The organism is Leptospira dzoumogneensis, from assembly GCF_004770895.1.
GTDB lineage: Bacteria > Spirochaetota > Leptospiria > Leptospirales > Leptospiraceae > Leptospira_B > Leptospira_B dzoumogneensis.
Map to the genome: position 1 here is coordinate 23,349 of NZ_RQHS01000022.1, position 20,862 is coordinate 44,210.

General features: G+C 40.7%; 19 protein-coding genes. 8 read left to right on the top strand and 11 right to left on the bottom strand.

The window, feature by feature from the left end; all coding sequences use genetic code 11:
- Positions 1–15: 15 nt before the first annotated feature.
- The 7 genes from EHR06_RS17105 to EHR06_RS17135 all read right to left on the bottom strand — a co-directional run bounded on the left by EHR06_RS17105 (position 16) and on the right by EHR06_RS17135 (position 5,201).
- Positions 16–339, bottom strand: coding sequence for a hypothetical protein (locus EHR06_RS17105; protein WP_135758123.1), 324 nt, complete (start codon positions 337–339; stop codon positions 16–18).
- 106 nt (positions 340–445) lie between these two features.
- Positions 446–910 carry a hypothetical protein gene (locus EHR06_RS17110; RefSeq protein WP_135758124.1) on the bottom strand — a complete coding sequence of 155 codons (465 nt, stop codon included), beginning with the start codon at positions 908–910 and terminating at the stop codon, positions 446–448.
- Entirely contained in the window at positions 910–1,824 is a 915-nt protein-coding gene (locus tag EHR06_RS17115) for a PdxA family dehydrogenase (protein ID WP_135758235.1), read from the bottom strand. Before EHR06_RS17115 ends, EHR06_RS17110 begins: the two co-directional genes overlap by 1 nt.
- A 77-nt stretch (positions 1,825–1,901) precedes the next feature.
- A complete protein-coding gene (locus tag EHR06_RS17120; protein ID WP_008592184.1) occupies positions 1,902–2,345 on the bottom strand; it encodes a bactofilin family protein in 444 nt (147 codons plus the stop codon).
- Positions 2,346–2,511: 166 nt separating this feature from the next.
- The gene (locus EHR06_RS17125) at positions 2,512–2,976 is read right to left on the bottom strand and encodes a GNAT family N-acetyltransferase (protein ID WP_135758125.1); all 465 of its coding nucleotides are present in this window, start codon (positions 2,974–2,976) and stop codon (positions 2,512–2,514) included.
- A 50-nt stretch (positions 2,977–3,026) separates the two neighbouring features.
- On the bottom strand, positions 3,027–3,797 hold the full coding sequence (locus tag EHR06_RS17130) for a hypothetical protein (RefSeq protein WP_135758126.1): 771 nt from the start codon (positions 3,795–3,797) through the stop codon (positions 3,027–3,029).
- A 120-nt stretch (positions 3,798–3,917) separates the two neighbouring features.
- Complete coding sequence (locus EHR06_RS17135) at positions 3,918–5,201, bottom strand: hypothetical protein (protein ID WP_135758127.1); 1,284 nt, start codon at positions 5,199–5,201, stop codon at positions 3,918–3,920.
- A 57-nt stretch (positions 5,202–5,258) separates the two neighbouring features.
- Between EHR06_RS17135 and EHR06_RS17140 the strand changes: the two genes are divergently transcribed.
- Positions 5,259–7,514, top strand: a complete 2,256-nt coding sequence (locus tag EHR06_RS17140; protein WP_135758128.1) for a lytic transglycosylase domain-containing protein — start codon at positions 5,259–5,261, stop codon at positions 7,512–7,514.
- Positions 7,515–7,668: 154 nt separating this feature from the next.
- Entirely contained in the window at positions 7,669–8,955 is a 1,287-nt protein-coding gene (locus EHR06_RS17145) for a citrate synthase (RefSeq protein WP_135758129.1), read from the top strand.
- A 74-nt stretch (positions 8,956–9,029) separates the two neighbouring features.
- Here the strand turns inward: EHR06_RS17145 and EHR06_RS19190 are convergent, their stop codons facing one another.
- Positions 9,030–9,482 carry an ATPase gene (locus tag EHR06_RS19190; protein WP_167492314.1) on the bottom strand — a complete coding sequence of 151 codons (453 nt, stop codon included), beginning with the start codon at positions 9,480–9,482 and terminating at the stop codon, positions 9,030–9,032.
- A gap of 608 nt (positions 9,483–10,090) precedes the next feature.
- On the opposite strand from EHR06_RS19190, the gene EHR06_RS17155 reads away from it, so the two are divergent.
- The 6 genes from EHR06_RS17155 to cfa all read left to right on the top strand — a co-directional run bounded on the left by EHR06_RS17155 (position 10,091) and on the right by cfa (position 16,464).
- Complete coding sequence (locus EHR06_RS17155) at positions 10,091–11,359, top strand: class I SAM-dependent rRNA methyltransferase (RefSeq protein WP_244288645.1); 1,269 nt, start codon at positions 10,091–10,093, stop codon at positions 11,357–11,359.
- Positions 11,360–11,362: 3 nt separating this feature from the next.
- Positions 11,363–12,241, top strand: coding sequence for a class I SAM-dependent methyltransferase (locus EHR06_RS17160; RefSeq protein ID WP_135758131.1), 879 nt, complete (start codon positions 11,363–11,365; stop codon positions 12,239–12,241).
- Positions 12,238–13,050 (top strand): TrmH family RNA methyltransferase, encoded by an 813-nt coding sequence (locus EHR06_RS17165; RefSeq protein WP_135758132.1) that lies wholly within the window; start codon positions 12,238–12,240, stop codon positions 13,048–13,050. Before EHR06_RS17160 ends, EHR06_RS17165 begins: the two co-directional genes overlap by 4 nt.
- A 172-nt stretch (positions 13,051–13,222) precedes the next feature.
- Positions 13,223–13,861 (top strand): hypothetical protein, encoded by a 639-nt coding sequence (locus EHR06_RS17170; protein ID WP_135758133.1) that lies wholly within the window; start codon positions 13,223–13,225, stop codon positions 13,859–13,861.
- A gap of 235 nt (positions 13,862–14,096) precedes the next feature.
- On the top strand, positions 14,097–15,212 hold the full coding sequence (locus EHR06_RS17175) for a glycosyltransferase family protein (RefSeq protein ID WP_135758134.1): 1,116 nt from the start codon (positions 14,097–14,099) through the stop codon (positions 15,210–15,212).
- Positions 15,213–15,345: 133 nt separating this feature from the next.
- Entirely contained in the window at positions 15,346–16,464 is a 1,119-nt protein-coding gene (cfa, locus tag EHR06_RS17180) for a cyclopropane fatty acyl phospholipid synthase (RefSeq protein WP_135758135.1), read from the top strand.
- 193 nt (positions 16,465–16,657) lie between these two features.
- Here cfa and mdoH read toward each other — a convergent pair whose 3' ends face one another.
- The 3 genes from mdoH to EHR06_RS17195 are packed head-to-tail and all read right to left on the bottom strand — an operon-like array spanning position 16,658 to position 20,830.
- Entirely contained in the window at positions 16,658–18,832 is a 2,175-nt protein-coding gene (mdoH, locus tag EHR06_RS17185; protein WP_135758136.1) for a glucans biosynthesis glucosyltransferase MdoH, read from the bottom strand.
- The gene (locus tag EHR06_RS17190) at positions 18,829–19,239 is read right to left on the bottom strand and encodes a hypothetical protein (RefSeq protein WP_135758137.1); all 411 of its coding nucleotides are present in this window, start codon (positions 19,237–19,239) and stop codon (positions 18,829–18,831) included. Before EHR06_RS17190 ends, mdoH begins: the two co-directional genes overlap by 4 nt.
- Positions 19,226–20,830 (bottom strand): OpgD/OpgG family glucan biosynthesis protein, encoded by a 1,605-nt coding sequence (locus EHR06_RS17195; protein ID WP_135758138.1) that lies wholly within the window; start codon positions 20,828–20,830, stop codon positions 19,226–19,228. Before EHR06_RS17195 ends, EHR06_RS17190 begins: the two co-directional genes overlap by 14 nt.
- Positions 20,831–20,862: the final 32 nt, after the last annotated feature.

A 20,862-nucleotide genomic window follows, 5' to 3' on the forward strand; every position in this document is an offset into this window, starting at 1 on the left:
AAATAAATCGATAAATTATGCTAACGCAGGCGGGGGAATATCAATCAGTAAACTTATAAGTTTTTCGTAAAACCGAAGGGAAAACTTAAAACTACTATTATTTATTATAATTCTGTAAAAGGAAAATTCCGTTAGACGGCTTTCAGGATCGTATTCAGTGGAATCACTTTCCCAAGCCATGGAAATTCTATCCTCTTCTTCCGAAGGAAATAGGATCCATTTTTTACCCAGAGCTTTTTTTTGGATCTTGGTATCGCTTAGAGAATGACGGGTCCCTATGATATCCGTATTCTGAAAAAAGGATAAGAAGGAAAAATCCAACAGGAAAATTAGGATCAAACATATCCTTATTATTGTGTTTCCTGATATATTGTTCCTTGGCATTTTTTTGGACTTAAAAAGAAGCAAACTCATCTTAAAGTGATCTGCTAAAATTTCAACCTATTCATTTCCCGGTCGGAACGATAGTAATCCATTCTATAAACTTAGTCTTGAAAAATTCGTCGATCTGGCCGGTGAACTGGTGATAGATCAAAAAGAAGATCCAATAGGCCAAGGTAGCTGCCACCAAAGTTCTCGCAGTCATATTCGCTAAAAGTGGAGAAGCAGTATAGTACATACGAACGATTGCGATAGGCCAGAGGAATAATAAGAAAAAGTAAATCGCTCTTGGGATCCCGTAGAGCCAGCTTAAGATCTCGGAAGGATAAGATTTGGATAATCTTTCATAAGCTTCTTTTAATTCAGGAAAGAATTGGAAGAAGTAAAACACAAAAACGAAAAATGTCGCGATCTTCCAAATGATCTCTATATCGTTTCGGATCAGCACAAATGTCAAACCCACGAACCAAATCAAAAAGATTGGAAATACGATCTGCTGCAATAAGGAACCTGACTGGGCGAGAAACATCAATGAGATCTCCTAAGATCATTTTCGGCAGAAACTTGGCCGGACACCCACTCTAAACATTGCAGAAAACTCTCCGGATCCGCTTTTCTTAAGCCCGCTATATCGAATGCAGTCCCATGATCCGGAGAAACCCGGATAAAATCCAGTCCCAAAGTTACATTCACTCCGAATTTTCCCTCCCACATCTTAAAAGGGATAAGCCCTTGGTCATGATAACATGCCAAAAACAAAGAGTATTTCGCTCTGGAAGTTTCACTGAACGCACCGTCTGCGGAGAGTGGATCAGTAACATCTAAACCTGCCTTTCTCATCTTGGAGATGATCGGCATTAGTATCTTCTTCTCTTCGTCCCCAACCTTTCCGCCTTCCCCTGCATGAGGATTCAAACCTAAGAATGCAATTTTACCTTTAGAGATCGGAGCGGAACGAATAGCAGAAATAAAACTGGAGATATGGATCTTTTTCAGGTAAGAAGGTACCTTCTTCAATGGAACATGAGTGGTTAAAGGAAGAACATTCAGTTCTTTTCCTGCCATAAGCATATATGTTTTTTTCTTATATACTTCCGCCAAATACTCGGTATGGCCTGTGAACTTTTTCACTCCGGCTTTGATCACCCATTCTTTACTTAATGGAAGTGTAATCAAGTTGCCGCCGATCTTCTTTTGGATACGGACCGCTTCTTCTAAACTTGCAAACGCAGCCTTGCCGGATAGGGCACTCGGTTTACCGATCACCAAAGATTTTTGTTCGGAAGAAGAGAGTGAATTCGTTCTCCAAAGATAAAGTCCTGGAGAAGATATGGAAAACGGATCTTTGATTTCCTGCCAACCGGGATAAGAAAGAGAAGAAGATGAACTGATGAGCAAGATTTGTCTTTGCTGGGAGAAGATGTTTAACTTCTCCCAAGACATTTGAAGAATTTCAGGCCCGATCCCACAAGGGTCACCCTCTGTGATAAGGATGGGAATCAAGGCCTATACCGGTGGATTTAAGCTTCCTTAGCTGCTGTTTGTTTTCCGAAAAGTCTTTCTAAGGTAAGAGAGTCCTTAGCATATTCCAATTCGATATGATCTTTGTTGGAATGTTTCAGGTCGCTGGAAATGATACAACGCCCTTCGAGCACCACTCCGTTTTGGATGATCAATTCCGGTGTGCGGATATCTCCCAAAATTCTAGATGTAGGAAGAAGCATCACTCTATTACGAGCGGTGATATTTCCGATTACGATACCTTCTATAATAACGCTGGCAGCAGTGATGTTTGTGCGAACCTTACCGGAAGCTCCGATATATAATTGTTCCGCTTGAAGAGATTTTCCTTCGAACTTTCCATCAATCTTTAAGGATCCATTGATGAAGAATTTTCCATTAAAGTAGGAATTTTCGCCGATTGTGGAGTTTGTAACTTCGGAGGAGTTCTTAACAAGTGCCATGAATTCTGAATCCTATAGACTCGGATCGAATAGATCCGGTGTAAACACAAGCTAAACGGCCCCCTGGGCATAGGAAAAGGAATTTTTTAGTTTTGATGCGGTTTTTACTCAAGTCTCGGATTATAGCAGTTTGTAGGAAGGGTGACCCCGGAATTTCCGGAAAATCCTAAGGAAAATCCTGCTTTAGTCGGATCATATCCTTGCACTGGATGCCATTTTCCCAAATCGGCTCCGGATAATTCCTGAGAAAAAATCCAAAATCGATCCCGGAAATGGAGAAGCCGCATTTTTGGTACAAACCCAGTTGAGCGATACTCGAATTTCCTGTGCCTATCTCCAGAGTAAAAAACCCTTCCGACTTCGCCGTTTCAGAGGCGTGAGAAAGTAATTTTTTTCCGAATCCTTTGCCTTGGAATTTTTCAGAGACCGCAATATTCACGATCTCTACAGTATGTGGTCGGGTAGGAAGAAGAAGATACACTCCGATCAATTCTAGATCCTCCGACTCCATCAAATACACAGTGGACCGATCCAAATAAGAAAGAACGATCTCTTCGTTCGGATCTGCGAGAAGTAGCAAATCCATAGGTGGAGTTTCATCGGAAGAAAGTTTTCTGATCGTAAAGGTCATGATTCGTTTTGCGGAATTTACTTCCGCGCTAAACTGAAAAAATCCAGATCTTAATGTTTGATATTCGGAACGTTGATCCGATCCAAAACTTCTGCGGTGAATTCCCTGAATTCATCCAAGGCATCCGGAATAGATTTGCCTTCCAATTCAGTGGCCTTCTCAAATCTAGAATTGAAAGTGATCTTATCTTCTATATTCATGATCACTCCCCCTCCCGCCTTGAATTCTCCCAAAACCTTGGAAAGGAATTCATTAAATTTCTGGAACATCTCGAAAGCTTCTGCGATAAAAATCCGGGTTTGTTTATTCTTCATCCGGCTTAGCTGTTCTCTGAAATCTTGTTTTTCAGCAGCCTGGTATTCTTCGATAGTCTCCGTCAAAACTTTGATGTTCCGTCGGATGTTCTCCATATGTTTGACCACTCCGTCCTTTTCGTTCCCATGAGAGAAGTCGAAACGAATATGAGTTTCGTTTAATATAGGAAGATACTCCCGATCCAGCACATTGATCCAGGTACCGATCTGATTCACCTCAGTATCATTAGAGTTCGGAGAAATTTTCATGATAGGATACTTGGCAAGAATGCGGCCTGCAGCATCCGGATTCTCACGGAACATACGGATCTGCTCCGCTGCAGTTTCTAGATTATCCGGAATTCCCTCCGGAGAGATCTCCCTCATCCGATTCCTATATTTTTCCAGATCCCTGGAGACCCTGTATTTCTGTTCGTCGTTTTTGGACAACCTTTGGATCTTTTCCAATTGCTGGATCATCTTCTGGTGTCTCTGTAACTCTAGGATCTGTTCTTGGGTGATTGCCATGGGGTCTTTAGGTCAGATTTTAGAAGAAGTACAGTTATAAGGCAAGGAAATTCTCCAGCCGATTGGCAACCAAATTAGGAGAAGTTTCGCACAGAGAGCACGAAGAACACAGAGTCGAATTCAAGAATTCTTACTCTTATATCTTTCCAAAACCAATCTCAAAAAATCGGACTGTGGAAATTTGTGCACCAAAGATTCCATAAGCTGGACTCCCTCTTCCACAGGTCCGGTTTCCAAAAGAGAGATCGCTTTTAGGTATACCATTTCAGGAGAATATTGGAATCTTCCAGTGAGCAGCAATCTTTCTCTGAATGTTTCGAATTTTTTGTCCTTAAATTCTTGGACCGCGATCGCTCTTTGGGTTAAATAAGAACCTGGAGTTTGATCGCGAACCGAGATCATCTCGGAATCCAATTCTCCGGCGACAGTAGAATTCCAAAGAACCAAAAGTTCGAACGGCCTAAGTGTGTACGACATCCCCTGTTCTTTTAGGATCTTATAACGTTCGAATAAAGAGTCGTCGCTTCCTTCTTGGATGGAGTCTCTTAGAGTTTCTTTCAGCTCTTCTCTTCCGTTTTTCTTTTTTTCTTCGGAAATCCATTCGAATACGAAGTCTCTCGGTTTACATTTTTTAACTAAGAAAAATCTGTCCAGGATCGGATGTCTAAGAGAATATTGATCTAAGAAGAAGTCTGCTTCCGTTCTGGAAAATTCCTCTATCCTTCTCGCGATACTTGCATCTAAAACTTTTATATTCCGGATCCCTTCTTTTTTATCCTTAAAATAGAAATAAGCAAGTCCTGCCAGATCAGGTTCTTGGGAAGAAATTACCAAGTCGAATAATTCATTCTGCTCTTCCTGGTTCAATCCTTGTTGTTTATGGCGATACGAGATCCTTTCTTTTCTTTCCAGACCTTCTTTCAAAAAGCTCTCGGATCCGGAGATCGCATCTATAAAATAGAGTAATCTTCTTCCTTCTTTCGCTTCTTTCAGATCTTCTCCGAAAGAATAGACCAATTCTTGGTAATCACGGATCCTATCTTCACATAATAAGAATGCGGAACATAAGAAAAATAATTCCGGGTCCCAAACCAGATTTCCTTTTAGCTCATCCAGTAACTCTTGGAAGAATAATCGTAGTAATTTTTCTTCTCTTTCTGTAATCCCATCTTCTCTGATCCAATCTAAACGAGGAGAATGGAATACAAATCTTCCGAATAAATCCGCTCTGAAACAATGAGAAGGCCTCAAATGTGTGAGAATACTTCCGCTATAATGATCCAAAATTTTCGTTTTGAGTCGGATGACTTCAGAATCAGGTTTTCGATCCTGTTTTTTACTTTCGAAGTCCGGATGCCTTAAAGTTATTTCAGGCCATTCTGTATTTGATACCGATATATGCATAAAGACTCCTTTTTGGAGTTGAACCCTTTTTAAGGCAGATTAAGTGAGAAGAATCGCATGAAAAAAACGATTCTGGGGTTACTCCCGTTTCTAGTTGTCGGCAGTCTTTTTGCGGACGACGACCTAAAATACTTGGTCAAATCCTATAGTTTAGAAAAAATCCGCAGGATTTTTAGGGAGAGATCCCCTTCTAAAGAATCCGAGGTTTACGCTCTCGTTCGTTTTCACGAACACCACCCGGACGGAGATCATGGAAATAAATTCAGGTATCTGGTATCCTTATTAAAGGGAAGGCTTGTGGTAGGAGTGACCAAGGAGGAACTCCTCGGACTGATCAAAAACCCTCTCCCCCCTATGAATGCAGTTACAAAAATGAGTTTTTGGAAACTGTATGAGGAAATGGTAAAAAGAAAAAGTTTATCTTCTTCCGAACTGATCTCTTATCTTAAAAAACTTCCTCCAGAGTATGATCCTGTTTATAAAAATGTGATCGGGGAAATTATCCGGATCCATTATGAAAATGGAGAATTCAAAGAAGCAAAAGATTACGCCGAAAGTTTTTCCGAAAAAGATAAAAAAGAATATTTCGGTGCTATGGCTTATTACAGATACGCCAAGGCATTATACAAATTCGGAGAAGTACAGAAGGGAGAAAATCTTTTATACGCTTTGGCAGAAGATGCCAATGTTCCTTCTTACGTTAAAAAAGATATTTATACGGATCTAAGGACCTGGAAGGGAGAATCCTTTTATAAACAGATCCCTTTAGAAAAAGGAGTGCTATTCCTTCCCTTTTTAGATGCAGGTGATAAAAAATCTTTTATATCCTCCCACCAATATTTCAGCTCTGTCGTTTTTGAAAGACCGGAAAGTTGGAAGGCTGCCGCGAGAGGTTTAGTACAATATTATCCGGAAAGGCTTTCTTCTCTCTTTTCTAAACATAAAAGTTATGCGGAATATTTTCCCGAATTTACCGCTGCAATGTCTGTGGAGCTCTCCAATCAGAACCTGGCAAAATCGGGCTTAGATCTATTGGAAAAAACAAATCTATCTTCTTCCGAATCAGTAGAATATGCGTATGCAAGAGCTTATAAACGCCTGGGAGAAAGAGATAAATATTTTAACGGATTACTTTCTTCTCTTGAAAAAAATCCTTATAACCTGATCCGCCAAGACGAGCTGATCGATCTTTTAATCGGGGACCATTCTCATTTTTTAGAGGAATCTTATTGGAAAGAGGCTTTAAAAAGGATCCCGAATCTTCCTGTCAAAGGTAGATTGGTGTATTGGTATTTGAGAAGTTTAAAATCCAAAGGGAAACAGGATGAACTTCTCTCTTGGTTAAGATCTTATTATAAATTCATTCCGGGTTCTTATTATACAAGAGTCATCCGGGAAGAATTTGCAACTGAGATCTCTTCTATCCAACAACCGGATTCCCCTTTAAGAAATAAGGATACATTATTCGAATATCTTTCTCTAACTTCGGGTGATCCTAAATATTCCGATAAAATTATAGGAAGAGATCTGGAATTCGCTTATTTCCCGGATTCATTCTCCTTGGATGTTCGGATCGATTCCGCTCATAGTAAGGTCAGAGGGAATACTTTATTACAAAACGCTAAAGAATATTTAGAGATCGGAGAGATGGCACACGCAAGTTCTCTGGTGGATAAATTCGTTTTACAGACCGGAACTTCCGAAGAAGAAAAAGACGAAATTTTTGCAGCGCTGGGAGAAGTTACAGGCAACCAATATTTGACCGTATTCCATACAAGAAATCTAATGAAAAGAAGAAAGATCCCGGATGATGTGATCCTTCTTCCCTCCAAACTAGCGTCCAGAATTTACCCCAGACCTCATAGGGATATTGTCTCTCATTATTCCAAATCTTTCGGGATCGAAGAAGATATCGTATATGCGGTGATGAGGCAGGAGTCCTTTTTTAAGGAGAATGCCGTATCTTCTTCCAATGCGAGAGGCCTCATGCAGATTATGGGACCTACCGGAAAGGGATTAGCCCAAGGTTTGGGGCTTGGTCCTTATTCTCTTTTTGATCCGGAAATTTCTATCCAAATGGGTGCAAAATTCCTAAAATACCTTCTTTCTTCCAATGAAAACGATTTGAAATGGGCCTCTATCGCTTATAACGGAGGTCCTGGAAATCTCAGAAAATGGAAACGTAATCATTATCATGGAGATTTTAATCATTTTTTAGAGGAACTTCCTCTAAAGGAACCTCGTGATTATTGCAGGATCGTAACGTCGAACTATTATAATTACCAAAGTTTAAGGCAGTACAAAAACCGCTGAGCAGACAAAACGGATTCTTTTTTTTGGATTGTCTAGAATTTCAGATCCGTGAAATAGTTCTAAGGACCGGGCCGAGTTCTCAATTTCACCTCTCTGTCCTAAGGTCTACCTTATGCCGGTTCGTCCGATATCATTCATCTAATAGGAGTAAAAAATGGCAAACACCGCAATCTTAAAAATCGACGGTAAAGAATATGAACTACCCATCATTACGGGAACAGAAAACGAAAAGGCCATAGACATCTCCAAACTTAGACAACAAACAGGATACATTACATTAGATAACGGTTATTTAAATACCGGTGCCTGCACTAGTGCAGTTACATTCCTGGATGGAGAGTTGGGAATTTTAAGATACCGTGGGATCCCGATCGAACAATTAGCCGAAAAATCAAGCTTCACTGAAGTGGCTTACCTTTTGATCTATGGTCATCTTCCTTCCGACAAGGAATTACAAGACTGGGACAAAGAGCTGACCATGCACACTTTGATCCATGAAGATCTAAAACGTCTTTATAATGGATTCCCTAAAGACGGTCACCCGATGGCGATCATGTCTACAATGATCGGTTCACTTTCTACTTATTACCAGGATTCTTATGACCCGGAAAATCCGGATCATAGACATATCTCTATGGTGCGTCTTTTAGCGAAGTTCCCTACAATCGCTTCATTCGCTTATAAAAAATCTTTGGGACAACCTACAGTTCACCCGATGAACCACCTGGATTATTGCAGTAATTTCTTAAATATGATGTTCTCAGTTCCAAGTGAAGAATATTATATCGATCCTGAGATCGTAAAAGCTCTGAATCTTTTATTGATCCTTCATGCGGACCACGAACAAAACTGTTCCACTTCCACGGTTCGTTTAGTCGGTTCTTCTCTTGCAAACTTGTATGGAGCGATCTCCGCAGGTATCTGCGCTCTTTGGGGACCGCGCCACGGTGGAGCAAACCAAGAAGTATTAGAAATGCTTTTAGAGATCAAGGCTTCCGGTCTTTCAGTGAAAAAGATCGTGGAAAAAGCAAAAGATAAAAATGATGCATTCCGTCTTTCCGGATTCGGACATAGAGTTTATAAAAACTTCGATCCACGAGCTAAGATCATCAAAAAAGCATGTGACGCTGTTCTTTCCAGATTGGGAGTAAACGACCCTCTATTAGATATTGCTAAAGAATTGGAAGAAGCAGCTCTTAAAGATTCTTACTTCGTAGAAAGGAAACTTTATCCGAACGTAGACTTCTATAGCGGTATTATTTATCGTGCTCTTGGAATTCCTGTGAACATGTTCACTGTAATGTTTGCAATGGGACGTCTTCCTGGTTGGATCGCTCAATGGAAAGAAATGATCGAATCTCCTGATATGAAAATCGGTAGACCTCGTCAGATCTATACCGGAGCAACCGACACTTCTTACGATAGCGCTAAGAAAAAGTAAGATTTTTCAAGACTGATATTTTTAAAAGGACAGGGCTATGCTCTGTCCTTTTTTATTTCAGGGGTCCTGCACGATTAGGATCTATATGGATAAAGTTTTTTAACCGGTTTAAGTGGATTAGGGATATTTGAAGTATGCCAGAAAAAATTTTCTCCCTCTTTTTCAGCAACAGTTTCAAATTCTTCCGTATTATCCAATAAGTAAGCTCGATCTGAAATCTTTAATGCTGTAGGTAATAATTTAAAACTTCTTTTATATCTTTCTAGTATCTTATTAGTATCCACATTATGGCCGCCTTCATTCACTCTCTGAAGCACTCTCTGGATATTCAATTTTGGATCTTGAGTATAAATGAAATAAAAGTAAATCTTGTAACCGGCCATTTTAGCTAAACGTAGCAAATCTGTCTTAGATGAATGGCTCATTACTGTTTCGAAGCAGAAACTCTGCCGCTTTGTAATTAGTTTTTTCGTAAGAATGTCGGCAATCATAGCGGCAGAATAGGAATTTATTCCGGAAGGTTTCACGTTCAAAATTCCTCCAGACAAGGAAAACCAGTCGGAAGGATTCCGATTATTTTGTTTATTGATTAAACTGGATTTAGATAAGGCCTGAAAAAACTCTTCTTCCGAAACACTGATCCGATACGCGTTAAAAACGAATCTTTTACTTTCTCTAAGTCCGGCCTCGATCCGATCGGCACTTATATAAAAGTCAGTGTGAATAATTTCTGCATTTCGTAACTTTGTATAAAAAGTGCTCTTTCCTGAACCGTTCGGCCCTGCAAACATTCTAAAACGAGGTTGCATTATTCGTGAGATATCTTTTTAGAAACTTCCTCTGGGAATTTTTTCGTTCCGTCTTTATATAAAAGAACCACGACTCCGTTCTCATAAATCGCTATAGGGAGGTTTTTGCGAAATGCCTTTCTTCTAGCAGATTCGGCTGCTTGACGAAGTAATTCTGGAGACAATATATCCGTTTTTGGCCGTCTAGAAGACATACTCGATTTTCCCCTCTAAGACTTTCCTTTGTCAAGGCTTCTTTTCGGCAAATTGTCGAAATGAATTGAAGTGTGATCCAAGTAGGATAACATAGTCCCTATTAATTAGACATTTCAGATAGACCCAAAGTTTTGCAAATCCATTCGTCCAAACAAAACCGATTCCGTCGATACCAACTGAACAAAACAACTGAGTCAGTCTTACACTCAGGACATCCTTGGATCTTAAACGGAAAATTATCCACCGCAATCTCCGCATTCCAAGACGGAGATTGGATGAAACTTGTTTCCGGATCGAATGAAACATTAGGATTTGGGATCTATTCTTCTTCCGGTCCGATTGGAATAAGAATCATACAAAGAGGAAATGAATTCTCAATTCCTCAATTACAACAAACGATAGAAAAAGCGTTAGAACTCAGAAAACCTCTTAGGGCAAAAACAAACGCATATAGACTTTTACATGGAGAAAATGACCTAATTCCAGGAGTCACAGTGGATCGTTATGGATCAACCTGGGTGGTCCAAACCTATTCAAGATCATTAAGAACATTTTCTAGATTAGTAGTTCGGCTTCTTTATTCCGCTTCTTCCAAGTCGGAGGAACCAATCCCGAAACAGATCGTATGGATCTCTCCACAGCGTATAGGCTCGGAAAAATCTTTACCTATTCGTTTTTTACGAGGTAAAGAAGAAGTCCCGTATGAGGAAAAAATTTTCCTAAACCAAGTCCAATGGAAAACTAAGATCCCAGGCCAGAAAGGTGGATTCTTTCTGGATGTCCGAAATTTACGCCGATTTATATTAGAAAAACCGGAATTAGCTCATGATAAAGATTGCCTTCACTTATTCTCCCACACCGGACTTACTTCTGTATGTTTAGAAGAAGCAGGAGCAAAATCAGTCTTCTCCGCGGATGGAGCTAAAGAAGCACTCGAAGAATTTGCATCCCATATTTTGCCGGAGGAAGAACTCTTAAATTTCGAGAAGAAGAATACGATCCTCACCAAAGGAAAACATCATCTGGTCAGAGCGGATCTATTCCAAGACTGGGGATTTTTAGAAGACAGAAAATTTTCACTGATCGTTTTGGATCCGCCCAATTTGACTCCGAACCAGGCCGCTGTTCCTGCAGGGAAAAAAGCTTATCGTAGTCTAATAACTAAGGCACTCTTTTATTTGGAACCTGGAGGGGACTTGATCTTACTTTCTTGTTCCGGTAGAATCTTAGAGTCCGAATTCGAAAAGATTGGCCGAGAAACCTTGGCAAACAAAGGATGGAAGTACAAGGATCTTATTAAATTAAAACCTGAGCCGGACCATCCTACACGTAAGGAATTTCCGGAAGGGAAATATTTCAAGGTGCATATCTATAAAAAATGCGAGCCCTTGGATCAATAACATATGAGCATAAATAAAAATACATACCAACTCATCGATTCCGGAAATTTCAAAAAGTTAGAACAAGTCGGCCCATATAAAGTGATCCGCCCTTCTCCAGTTGCTGCTTGGCCCCCTACCCAGGCTTCTCTTTGGAAGGACGCTGACGGAGAATATCATAGAAGCGATAAGGGTGGAGGAAACTGGAGTTGGAAAGGATCAGGTGCTTCCAGGCCGGATTCGGAAGACGAGTTTCTCATCCAAATACCGCCTTTAACGGTTAAGATACGTTTTACTCCATTCGGCCATCTCGGGATCTTTCCGGAACAATTGAGCAATTGGGACAGGATCAGAAACGTTTCTTCACAACTCTCTGGACAGGGAGAAGTCCTGAATTTATTCGCGTATTCAGGACTTTCCACCTTATCGGTATTAGCCGGAGGATTGGACGCATGTCATTTGGATTCTTCTAAAGGAATGGTAGAATGGGCCAGAGAGAATGCGCAGGTTTCCGGTTTAGCAAATAAAAAAGTGCGTTGGATCATAGAAGACGTATTAAAATTCCTGAATAGAGAGATCCGAAGAGAAAAAAAATATATAGGTTTTATCTTGGATCCGCCCACTTTCGGAAGAGGAGCCAGCGGAGAAGTTTTCAAGATAGAAAAAGATCTACCTGAGATGATGGATCTTCTCATGAAACTCTGCGATAATAAACCCGAGTTTGTATTCTTGACCTGCCACTCAACAGGGTTTAGCCCCCTTGCACTTCGCAGAATTTTAGAAGGAAGGATCAAAACTCCCGGGAATTATCTTACGGAAGAACTTTCCATCACAGAAACCACCGGAAGATTACATCCTGCAGGTTCCAACTGCGTATTTTATTCCAACAGAGTAAAACTTTGAAGAAGAACATTTTGGAAATCAGCAGTTTTTCAAACGAAAAGCTGAAGTATATCTCCGGACTAAAGGAGAAGAAGAACAGAGAAAAGTCCGGCACATTCTTCATTGAAGGTTTTAGAGAGATCCAAAGAGCACAAATCTCAGGCAAAGTAAAATTCGAATATATACTCACCTGCCCTGATTGTTATCTAGGAGAGAATGAAGAAGATCTTGTATCTTCTATAGATGCAAAAACGATCCTAGTTCCTAAACAAATTTTCGAAAAGATATCTTATAGGGATAGGCCGGACGGTCTGATCGCCACTGCCGAATTACCGGACTTCTCCTTATCATCCAAAACAAAACTTTCAGATGATCCTATACTTGTGATCGAAGGTGTGGAAAAACCAGGAAATTTAGGCACCATCCTAAGGACTGCGGAAGGTGCAGGATTTCATAAAGTATTCGTTGCAGATCCGAGGCTGGATCTATTCAACCCGAACGTTATACGATCTTCTACCGGAACTTTATTCACATTAGATGTCTTCCAGTCGGACATCAAAGAACTATACCCTATTCTTAAAAATGCAGGATACAAAACGTTTGCAGTGACTCCCGAAGCAAAGTCACTTCATTGGGATGCGGACCTAAAAGGAAAAGTCGCACTTGTTTTTGGAAGCGAGCAGTACGGACTAAGCGAATATGCAAGATCCCAAAGCGATCAATATATTTCTCTTCCTATGAAGGGAGTGGCGGATAGTTTAAATCTGGCAATGTCCGCCGGAATTTTAATGTACGAAGTACTTCGACAAAAATCTCAGATTGACAATTAGCACATCGGTTGGTATCCCTCCCTCACCTGAGTTTGCGCGAGATCGCTTGAAAAATGTCTGTAACAAAATGCACTTTGCTATCGATAGCCGGTGAGAGTAAATCTACGGCAACTCCGAAAGACATAAAAACAGTAATTAATCTAATCTTTTTAGAATACACGTCATCAAGGAAATGAATAAAATTAACCGAACATCTATCAATATAATTTCGTTTGGAATTATTTCAGTTTCATTTATTTTTTTCTTAGAGAATTGCAGATATACCGTCTATCCCGAAAACCCTACACTTCCTCCGTTCGAAAGAATAATTGTAGCACCGACGGAAAAAAAGAGAGTCTTACTGCAAATAGATTACGCCTCTTACACTAATGGTAAGTTACTCACCACCGAACGAAATAAAATTATTATTGGTGAGAAGTATTATAATGAGATAAAGGACGAGTTAGATAGCACCGGCCTATATACCTTAGTTAAAGAAGGTGATCCTTTTCATTATAAGGTCTCTGCAAATATTCGATTATATATGAACCAAAATACTGGGATTTTAATTCTTTCGGGACTTACGGCATTAATTATTCCGACAGAGGAAAAAGGTTCGTTAGCTTTGGCTTTACAAATATTCGATTCAAATCAAAAGGAATTATCCACAATTCGCAGATCGGAAGAGCATTCGTTTATTGCTCAGATTTTGCTAGTTTTCCTTATGCCGTTCGATTGGCCCTTCGGGAAAGATACCGAACAGAGACAAAGATTAATTCGTTCCGCTGTAAATGAATTCCGTCTGCTGACAAAAGAAGTGAATCGGATATGAGAATCGCGAAGCCTGGCGGTGGCAACTCTCGCAAGGGATTAGATGGCTTCTCAGCCCCACTCGCTTTCTGAGTTGAATCTTGCATTCAGGGCAGAACTTTGGATAAAAGGTATCTAAGAAATACTCCGTACGCTCCTGGTAGTATTTCATATTGATTGGAAAGGAATTATAGGATGATACAAGCCCACGCAATGCACTTGTGCGCTTTGGTGCTACTATATCGACAAAACCGTTAATGAAAAAGATCCATATTTCCGCATATATAAGCGGCCACGGTTTCGGTCATATCAGCCGCAGCTTAGAAGCAATCCTTCAAATTTTATTGAATCATCCGGAATGGACCGCGACGATTCATTCTCCCAGAGGAGAAGAATTCGCATCTTCCTTAGATATTTCCGGCATCTGGGGAAAGGTCAAAAACAGGATCCAATTCAGAAAAACAAGATCGGATGTGGGGATCGTTCAAAAAGATTCTTTAGGAATGGACCTGGACTCCACTGAATCTGAAATTTTAGAATTTAAGAAGAATAAAGACTCTTTATTACAATTAGAAACTGAATATCTCAAAAAAGAAAAACCGGATCTGATTTGGTCGGATTCTTCTTCTTTTCCTTTTTTAATTTCCTCCGAATTAAAGATACCTTCCTTATTTTTAGGGAATTTTACCTGGGATTATATCTATTCATATTATGAATCTGAAATATTCCAAAAGTATTCGGAAGAATTAAAGAAAGAATATGCACTCTGCGATCTGGGACTTGTCCTTCCTCTTTCCTGCCCGATTACTTCTATCCTAAATACTAAAGAGATCGGTTTGTTAGGACGTAAACCGAATCTAAATAAAGAAGAAGCCAGAAAATATTACGGTTTTGAAGAAGATATCGAATATTATTTATTTTCCTTCGGCGCTTATGGAATAGACTCTTCTCATTTTGATTGGAAAGAATGGGACCCATCCAAAAGAAGGATCGTGATCGGCGGAATAGAATGGAAAATAGAAGCCAAAAATAATCTGGGGATTGTGACCATTCCAAATTGTCATTATCCTGATCTACTCAGGGCAAGCGATTTCGTTTTGACTAAACCTGGATACGGTATTTTAAGTGAGTCCTACTTTGCAGGAACTCCTATACTTTATACGGATAGAGGTAACTTTCCGGAATATAAATACTTGGTAAAAACGTTACAATCTCAGTATAAATCCTCCTATATCTCCCACGACGACCTATTTTCTTTTCGCTGGGAAGAAGCTTCCAAAGCCGCAATATCCTCTAACGTTGTTCCTGATCCAAGATTCCAAAAAGATACGATACGTGAGATCCAAAATTCAATTTTAGAACTTCTCAAATAAGTTACAGTATTCGACTAACAAGCGTTTGGTAGAATAGAATACAGTCTAATATCTTCTTTTTCCTTTTTTACTTTTCTTCCTTATAAAAATCGAGTATTTTACTCCGCGACTGCGATTGCTTAGGGAGGGCGTCATGTGGAAAGAAAAAGTCCGCGGTAAGGTAGAAGAATTATTTGCGAAGGCAGGAGTCAGCTTCGGAGGAAATGCAGATTGGGACATCCAAGTAAAGGATGATAGACTATTCGAAAAAATATTGAGTAACGGCTCCTTAGGTTTGGGAGAAGCTTACATGAACGGCTGGTTCGAATGCGAAAGATTCGATGAAACAGTCAGAAGATTATTAGATAAAGGAATTGAAAAGGCCGCCAAAACCTGGGGAAACTTTTTTCTATATCTAGAATCTGTAATATTGAACCGCCAATCCAAAAGAAGAGCATTTGTGATCGGAGAAAGGCATTACGATCTTGGGAACGATCTATTTGAGCTGATGTTAGACAAGGAAATGGTCTATTCCTGTGCATATTGGAAGAATGCGAACACATTGGACGAGGCCCAAGAAAATAAAATGGACCTGATCTGTCGGAAGCTGGATCTCAGACCTGGCATGAAAGTTTTGGATATTGGATGCGGTTGGGGAGGACTCGCCAGGCACGCGGCCAAAGAATACGGTGCAGAAGTATTCGGGATCAGCGTTTCTAAAGAACAATTAACACTCGCAGAAGAAAGATCAAAAGACCTGAAAGTAAAATACGAATTAATGGATTATCGAGATGTAAAAGACAATTTCGATTCTATTCTTTCCGTAGGACAAATGGAACATGTAGGTTATAAAAATTACAGGACCTATATGGAAATAGTTTATAAATCCCTAAAGGAGAAGGGATTATTTTTGCTTCATACGATCGGTTCCAATGAATCCAGCAAGGCAACGGATAGATGGATCGAAAAATATATTTTTCCGAACTCGCATCTTCCTTCTGCGGCACAGATCACTAAGGCGAGTGAAAATCTTTTTGTATTGGAAGATCTCCACAATTTCGGCCCGGACTATGATAAGACACTCATGGCCTGGTACAATAATTTCGAGAAAGGATGGAGTCAGATCCAGAATAAATACGGGGAAAGATTCAGACGTATGTGGGAGTTTTATCTTTTAAGTTGTGCAGGTGCATTTCGTTCCAGAAAGATACAACTTTGGCAGTTTGTATTCTCGAAGGGAGCTATAGAGGAAATCTATCAGGCAGTGAGGTAGAGGCGCAGAGTGATCGGAGATGCAGTGGAAAAAGAGGCACCGAGCAAATGGCACGCAGAGACACGGAGTCGCAGAGGGGAGATAGATACGACTTCCTGCAAACCTTTTTACCTGCCACTATAATCCTAAAAAACTCTGCGTCTTTGCGGCTCTGCGTGATCCGTCTCCGCGTCTCCAATCACTCTGTGTCTCTCTATCTAAACCAAGAGACGATTTGTTCTTTTCGTATCCTGGTTTGGTATTCTAAAAATCTTTCCTTCCACCAAGGGTGGGTTTTAGAAAGATCTGTTTCCCAAAACCAAAAATGAAGATCGCTCAGAATACGTTTGTCCCAAAGAAGCCTACTCATCTCTTTTGAATTCAAAGATCCAGGACCGGATTCTTTCCAGTTAGAGACAAGGACATCCATATATCTTTTACGTGCGTCCGATTCCTTCTTCCTTGTCCTTAAACGAGAAGTATGAAAACGAAATAATAGAGGATCCACAACGGAAAGAAAAATCCCTCTGCCGGATTCCATTCCTTCCAAGAACTCAGAATATTCTTTTTCTAAAGTTTCAGTATCCGATAAAAGAGTATCCGGTTTGGATTCCTCCGGAGTTAAAAGAAATCCTCTTTTTTTCCAAAGTTCTCCTTGTTTAGAAGAAGAAGTCCATACTCCCCAGAAATAAGAAAGAAGCCAACCGCCTGTAATCGGTAACAGCCAATAAAAGAGCACAGGATAATATACGAATAACCAGATAGAGATGCCTGTTCCGTAAAATGCTTGAGGAAGTAAGGCGCGAGCAGCGGCCATTCTATCTATACCTTGAGAGGGATCCCTGTTTTGGGGCCCCCATTCGATCTTTCTATTCCAGAAAGTCATCCAAAGGAATCTAGTATACTGGACCATATAGGCGGGAGCCAAGATCACAGATTGTATGAATTCCACGAAAAATGAGATGATAAAGGAAAAAAATCCGATCCCACTTTCTTTCCTGCGAAAAAATAAACCGTCCAGAAAAGAAAGAATTCGAGGCATAAATAATATTAGAATAGTATAAATCTGTAATCCATAAAATACAGGAAGATACATACTCTCTTGGAATTGAGCCCATTCTTCCGGAATGGAAGCCAGACGGTAATAATCGGTATCCGCCATGACCGTAAAACTTGTAGCGATAAGCAGCAGCGCCCAAAGAAGAGAACTTCCGTAAGAAAGGATACCTAATAGAATATGTATCCTGCTGGAAATACGCAGACCGCCTACGAATAAAAACCAGAAATGTTGCAGATTTCCCTGGCACCAACGATTGTCCCTTTTTAGACTTTCCAAAAGATTCGGAGGACATTCCTCATAAGAACCTTCTAAATCGTAAGCGAACCAAACGGTATATCCAGCTTTTCTAATTAAGGCCGCTTCTACGGTGTCGTGAGAGAGTATCTTTCCTCCTATGGCACCTTCTCCAGGCAAACCGGGAAGTCCGCAATGTTCCATAAAAGGTTTTAATCTTACGATCGCGTTATGGCCCCAGAAAGGTCCTGAGAATACCTGCCAATAATAAGATCCTGCGCCGAAGATTGGATTGCCTAGCCAGGTCCCGAATTGTGCTAGTCTTTGGAATAAACTTTTGCCTCGGATGATCTTAGGGACCGTTTGTATGATGCCTGCGTTAGGCACTGCTTCCATAAGACGGATCAGGTTCAACATACATTCACCGGTCACTAAACTGTCCGCGTCCAAGACGATCATATATCTATAACGTCTTCCCCATCTTCTGCAAAAGTCCGCGATGTTTCCCGATTTTTTGTTTAAGTTGATCCTTCTTTTTCTGTAATATACCCTTCCCTTTGTTTCCGGCTTTCTGGAAAGTTTGGAGAACGCTTTCTCTTCTTGCAGCCAAATATCAGGATCGGTTGTATCTGATAATAAGAAGAAGTCTAGGTTTTCCCCTAAGCCGACCGAAGCCGCGGACTTCATCATGGATTCCAAACCTGCTGCGACTCTTGCAACATCTTCGCAATGGATCGGAATGACTACCGCAGTTGGCGGAAGTTCCTTCGGGCTTGCATTCTGACCTGAGATCAATCCGGATATACGTGTAGGATCTCCTCCTCTTATTCTTTGGATCGTTCCAAAGATCGCTGTGGTAGCTCCGAATGCCAATAGAGGAAATAAAAAGCAGAAGAGCAGAAGTGTAGCCCATTCCAAAGGAGAGATACCGTTTATTAGAAGAAAACGATATTCTAAATAGATCCCGAATAAGGATAAAAGTCCCAGAACCCCTACAAATCCTAATCTTCTATACGTAAACTTTCTGGAATCGAATGCTTCCTTTAAGATACCTTCCGGCTCGGGTATACTAGTGGGAAAAATTTCGGCGTTCATGAGAAATACCAGAATGCCAAAGATATATAAACTGCGGCCCAGAATAATGCGGTCAAAACCAATGCAACCGGTTCCGGTTTTTCTGCAGAAGGAGAAGCAAGGTCAGCAAGCGGCCCGAAATCGATCGGTCTTGGCACCATAGAACCTGGCTCCAAGGGAGGAAGGCTGCTTTCCCAATCACGATGTAGTTTTACGGAAGTTTCTTCTTTAAAAATTTCGAATATATTTTTATCGGAGGATTTGGACTTTTCGAAAACCTTGGAAAGAGTATTATGGATCTCTAAACTATCTTCTATCCCCATTCCTCTGAGATAAAGTTCCAAACGTTCCCATTCTTTGGAAAGATGAAGATTTTCCGACAGACCTGAGGTACCCAAGTCTTCTGACTTTTTTTTAGTTCGGCTCAAGTACGAAATTCCAGGTTTCAGAAATGATCTCTTGGTTTCTGCTTAATGCAGCCTTCAGATCGGAGGGTCTAAATTTATTTTTAGGATACACTCCGAAGGTAAGTCTCCATACTCCGGTTTCTTCTATCTTTTGGACCGAATATTCTGAGAGTTCCGCATTTTCTCCTGTATCGATCCTTGCTTGGATATATGCGAATGGATCCAATGAACTTAAATTAGAACTTTTGAAATCCACATAAAACATTTTCAGATCAGGATCTCCCTGCGCGTCCCCGATCCGAGTGGCAACCACTTTTGCGATGGAGTCAGGAAGAGGATCCGTGTCCGGCCAACGGACTGTATAAGAAAAATCGAATGGAGTTCCTGGCTGAGGAATAGGTTCCGGCATCCAGTACGCCCCCATATTATCGTCCGAATCCTGGACTGTAGGATTTTCCAAAAGATGAATAGAACCTTTTCCGAAAGGGATTTCAGGTTCTACCCAAGCGCTCGGTCTAAGCTGGTATTTCATCTCGCTATGCTGGTAATTTTGGAATTCTCTATCTCTCTGGATGAGTCCGAACCCTCTCGGATTATCATCCGAGAAAGTATAAGTTGTGCTACGTTTAGGATTGTCCAGAGGCCTCCAGATCCATTCTCCTTTTCCGGAATGGATCAGTAGTCCGTCTGAGTCATGAGACTCAGGATACGCCTGACCTTTAGGGATCCCTCTTGTCTCACTATACCAGTACATACTCGTCAAAGGAGCGATCCCAAGTCGATCCACCTTGGTCCTAAGAGTCACTTCCGCATTTACTTTTACCGCGGAAACTTTTCCAGGAGTGATCTGGAATTCATAGGCGCCTGTGGCAGTCCTCCCATCCAAAAGAGCATACACAGTGATCGTGGAGTCTGTCTTGTCCGGTTTAACTACGTAAAATTCTCGGAAAGAAGGAAAATCTTCCGGATAAGGCATACCGGTATTAACTGCGATCCCCCGAGCAGAAAGACCGTACCATTGTTTTTTAGAAATGATCCTATAATAACTTGCACCTTGGAAAACAGCAAACTCATCCGTATGTTCTTGAGTATTGATCGGAAAATGGATCTTGAATCCCGAATAACCTAGATTAGGTGGAAGCTCTCCCACACCTTTCAGTTTAGATAGATCAAAAGAAGAAGGATCATAAACAATCTCTCTCGCAAAATCCCCTCTCACTTCGAATACTCTTATATTCGTATTATATAAATGTCCAGGATGCAAAAACTGTAGCTGGAAAGGATTTCCTTCCTTCTTCCAAACCGATCTTTCGGGACGAAAAAAAATGTTCTTATATTGGTTCCATGGCAGACCTTTTAAGAAGTCCGTAGTGGAATGTTTAGGCGGGATGTAACGTAGTTTAGATAATGCTCTAGCTCGTCCCTTGAGATCCGAGAATGAGAACTTGAACGTAGGATGAGTATTGTGGTCGGAAATTTCTCCCTCCATCACACTTAGTAATGGAGAAGAAGAGAAATCAGGTTCTTCTCTATCCCGCCTCTGCTGTCTATCTGCGACGGCAAAGAGCAAGGCTGTTGCCACAAACGCCAGAATTATATGCAATCGTAACAATTCGTATCTTTCCTTTCAGCAAGACGAATGCT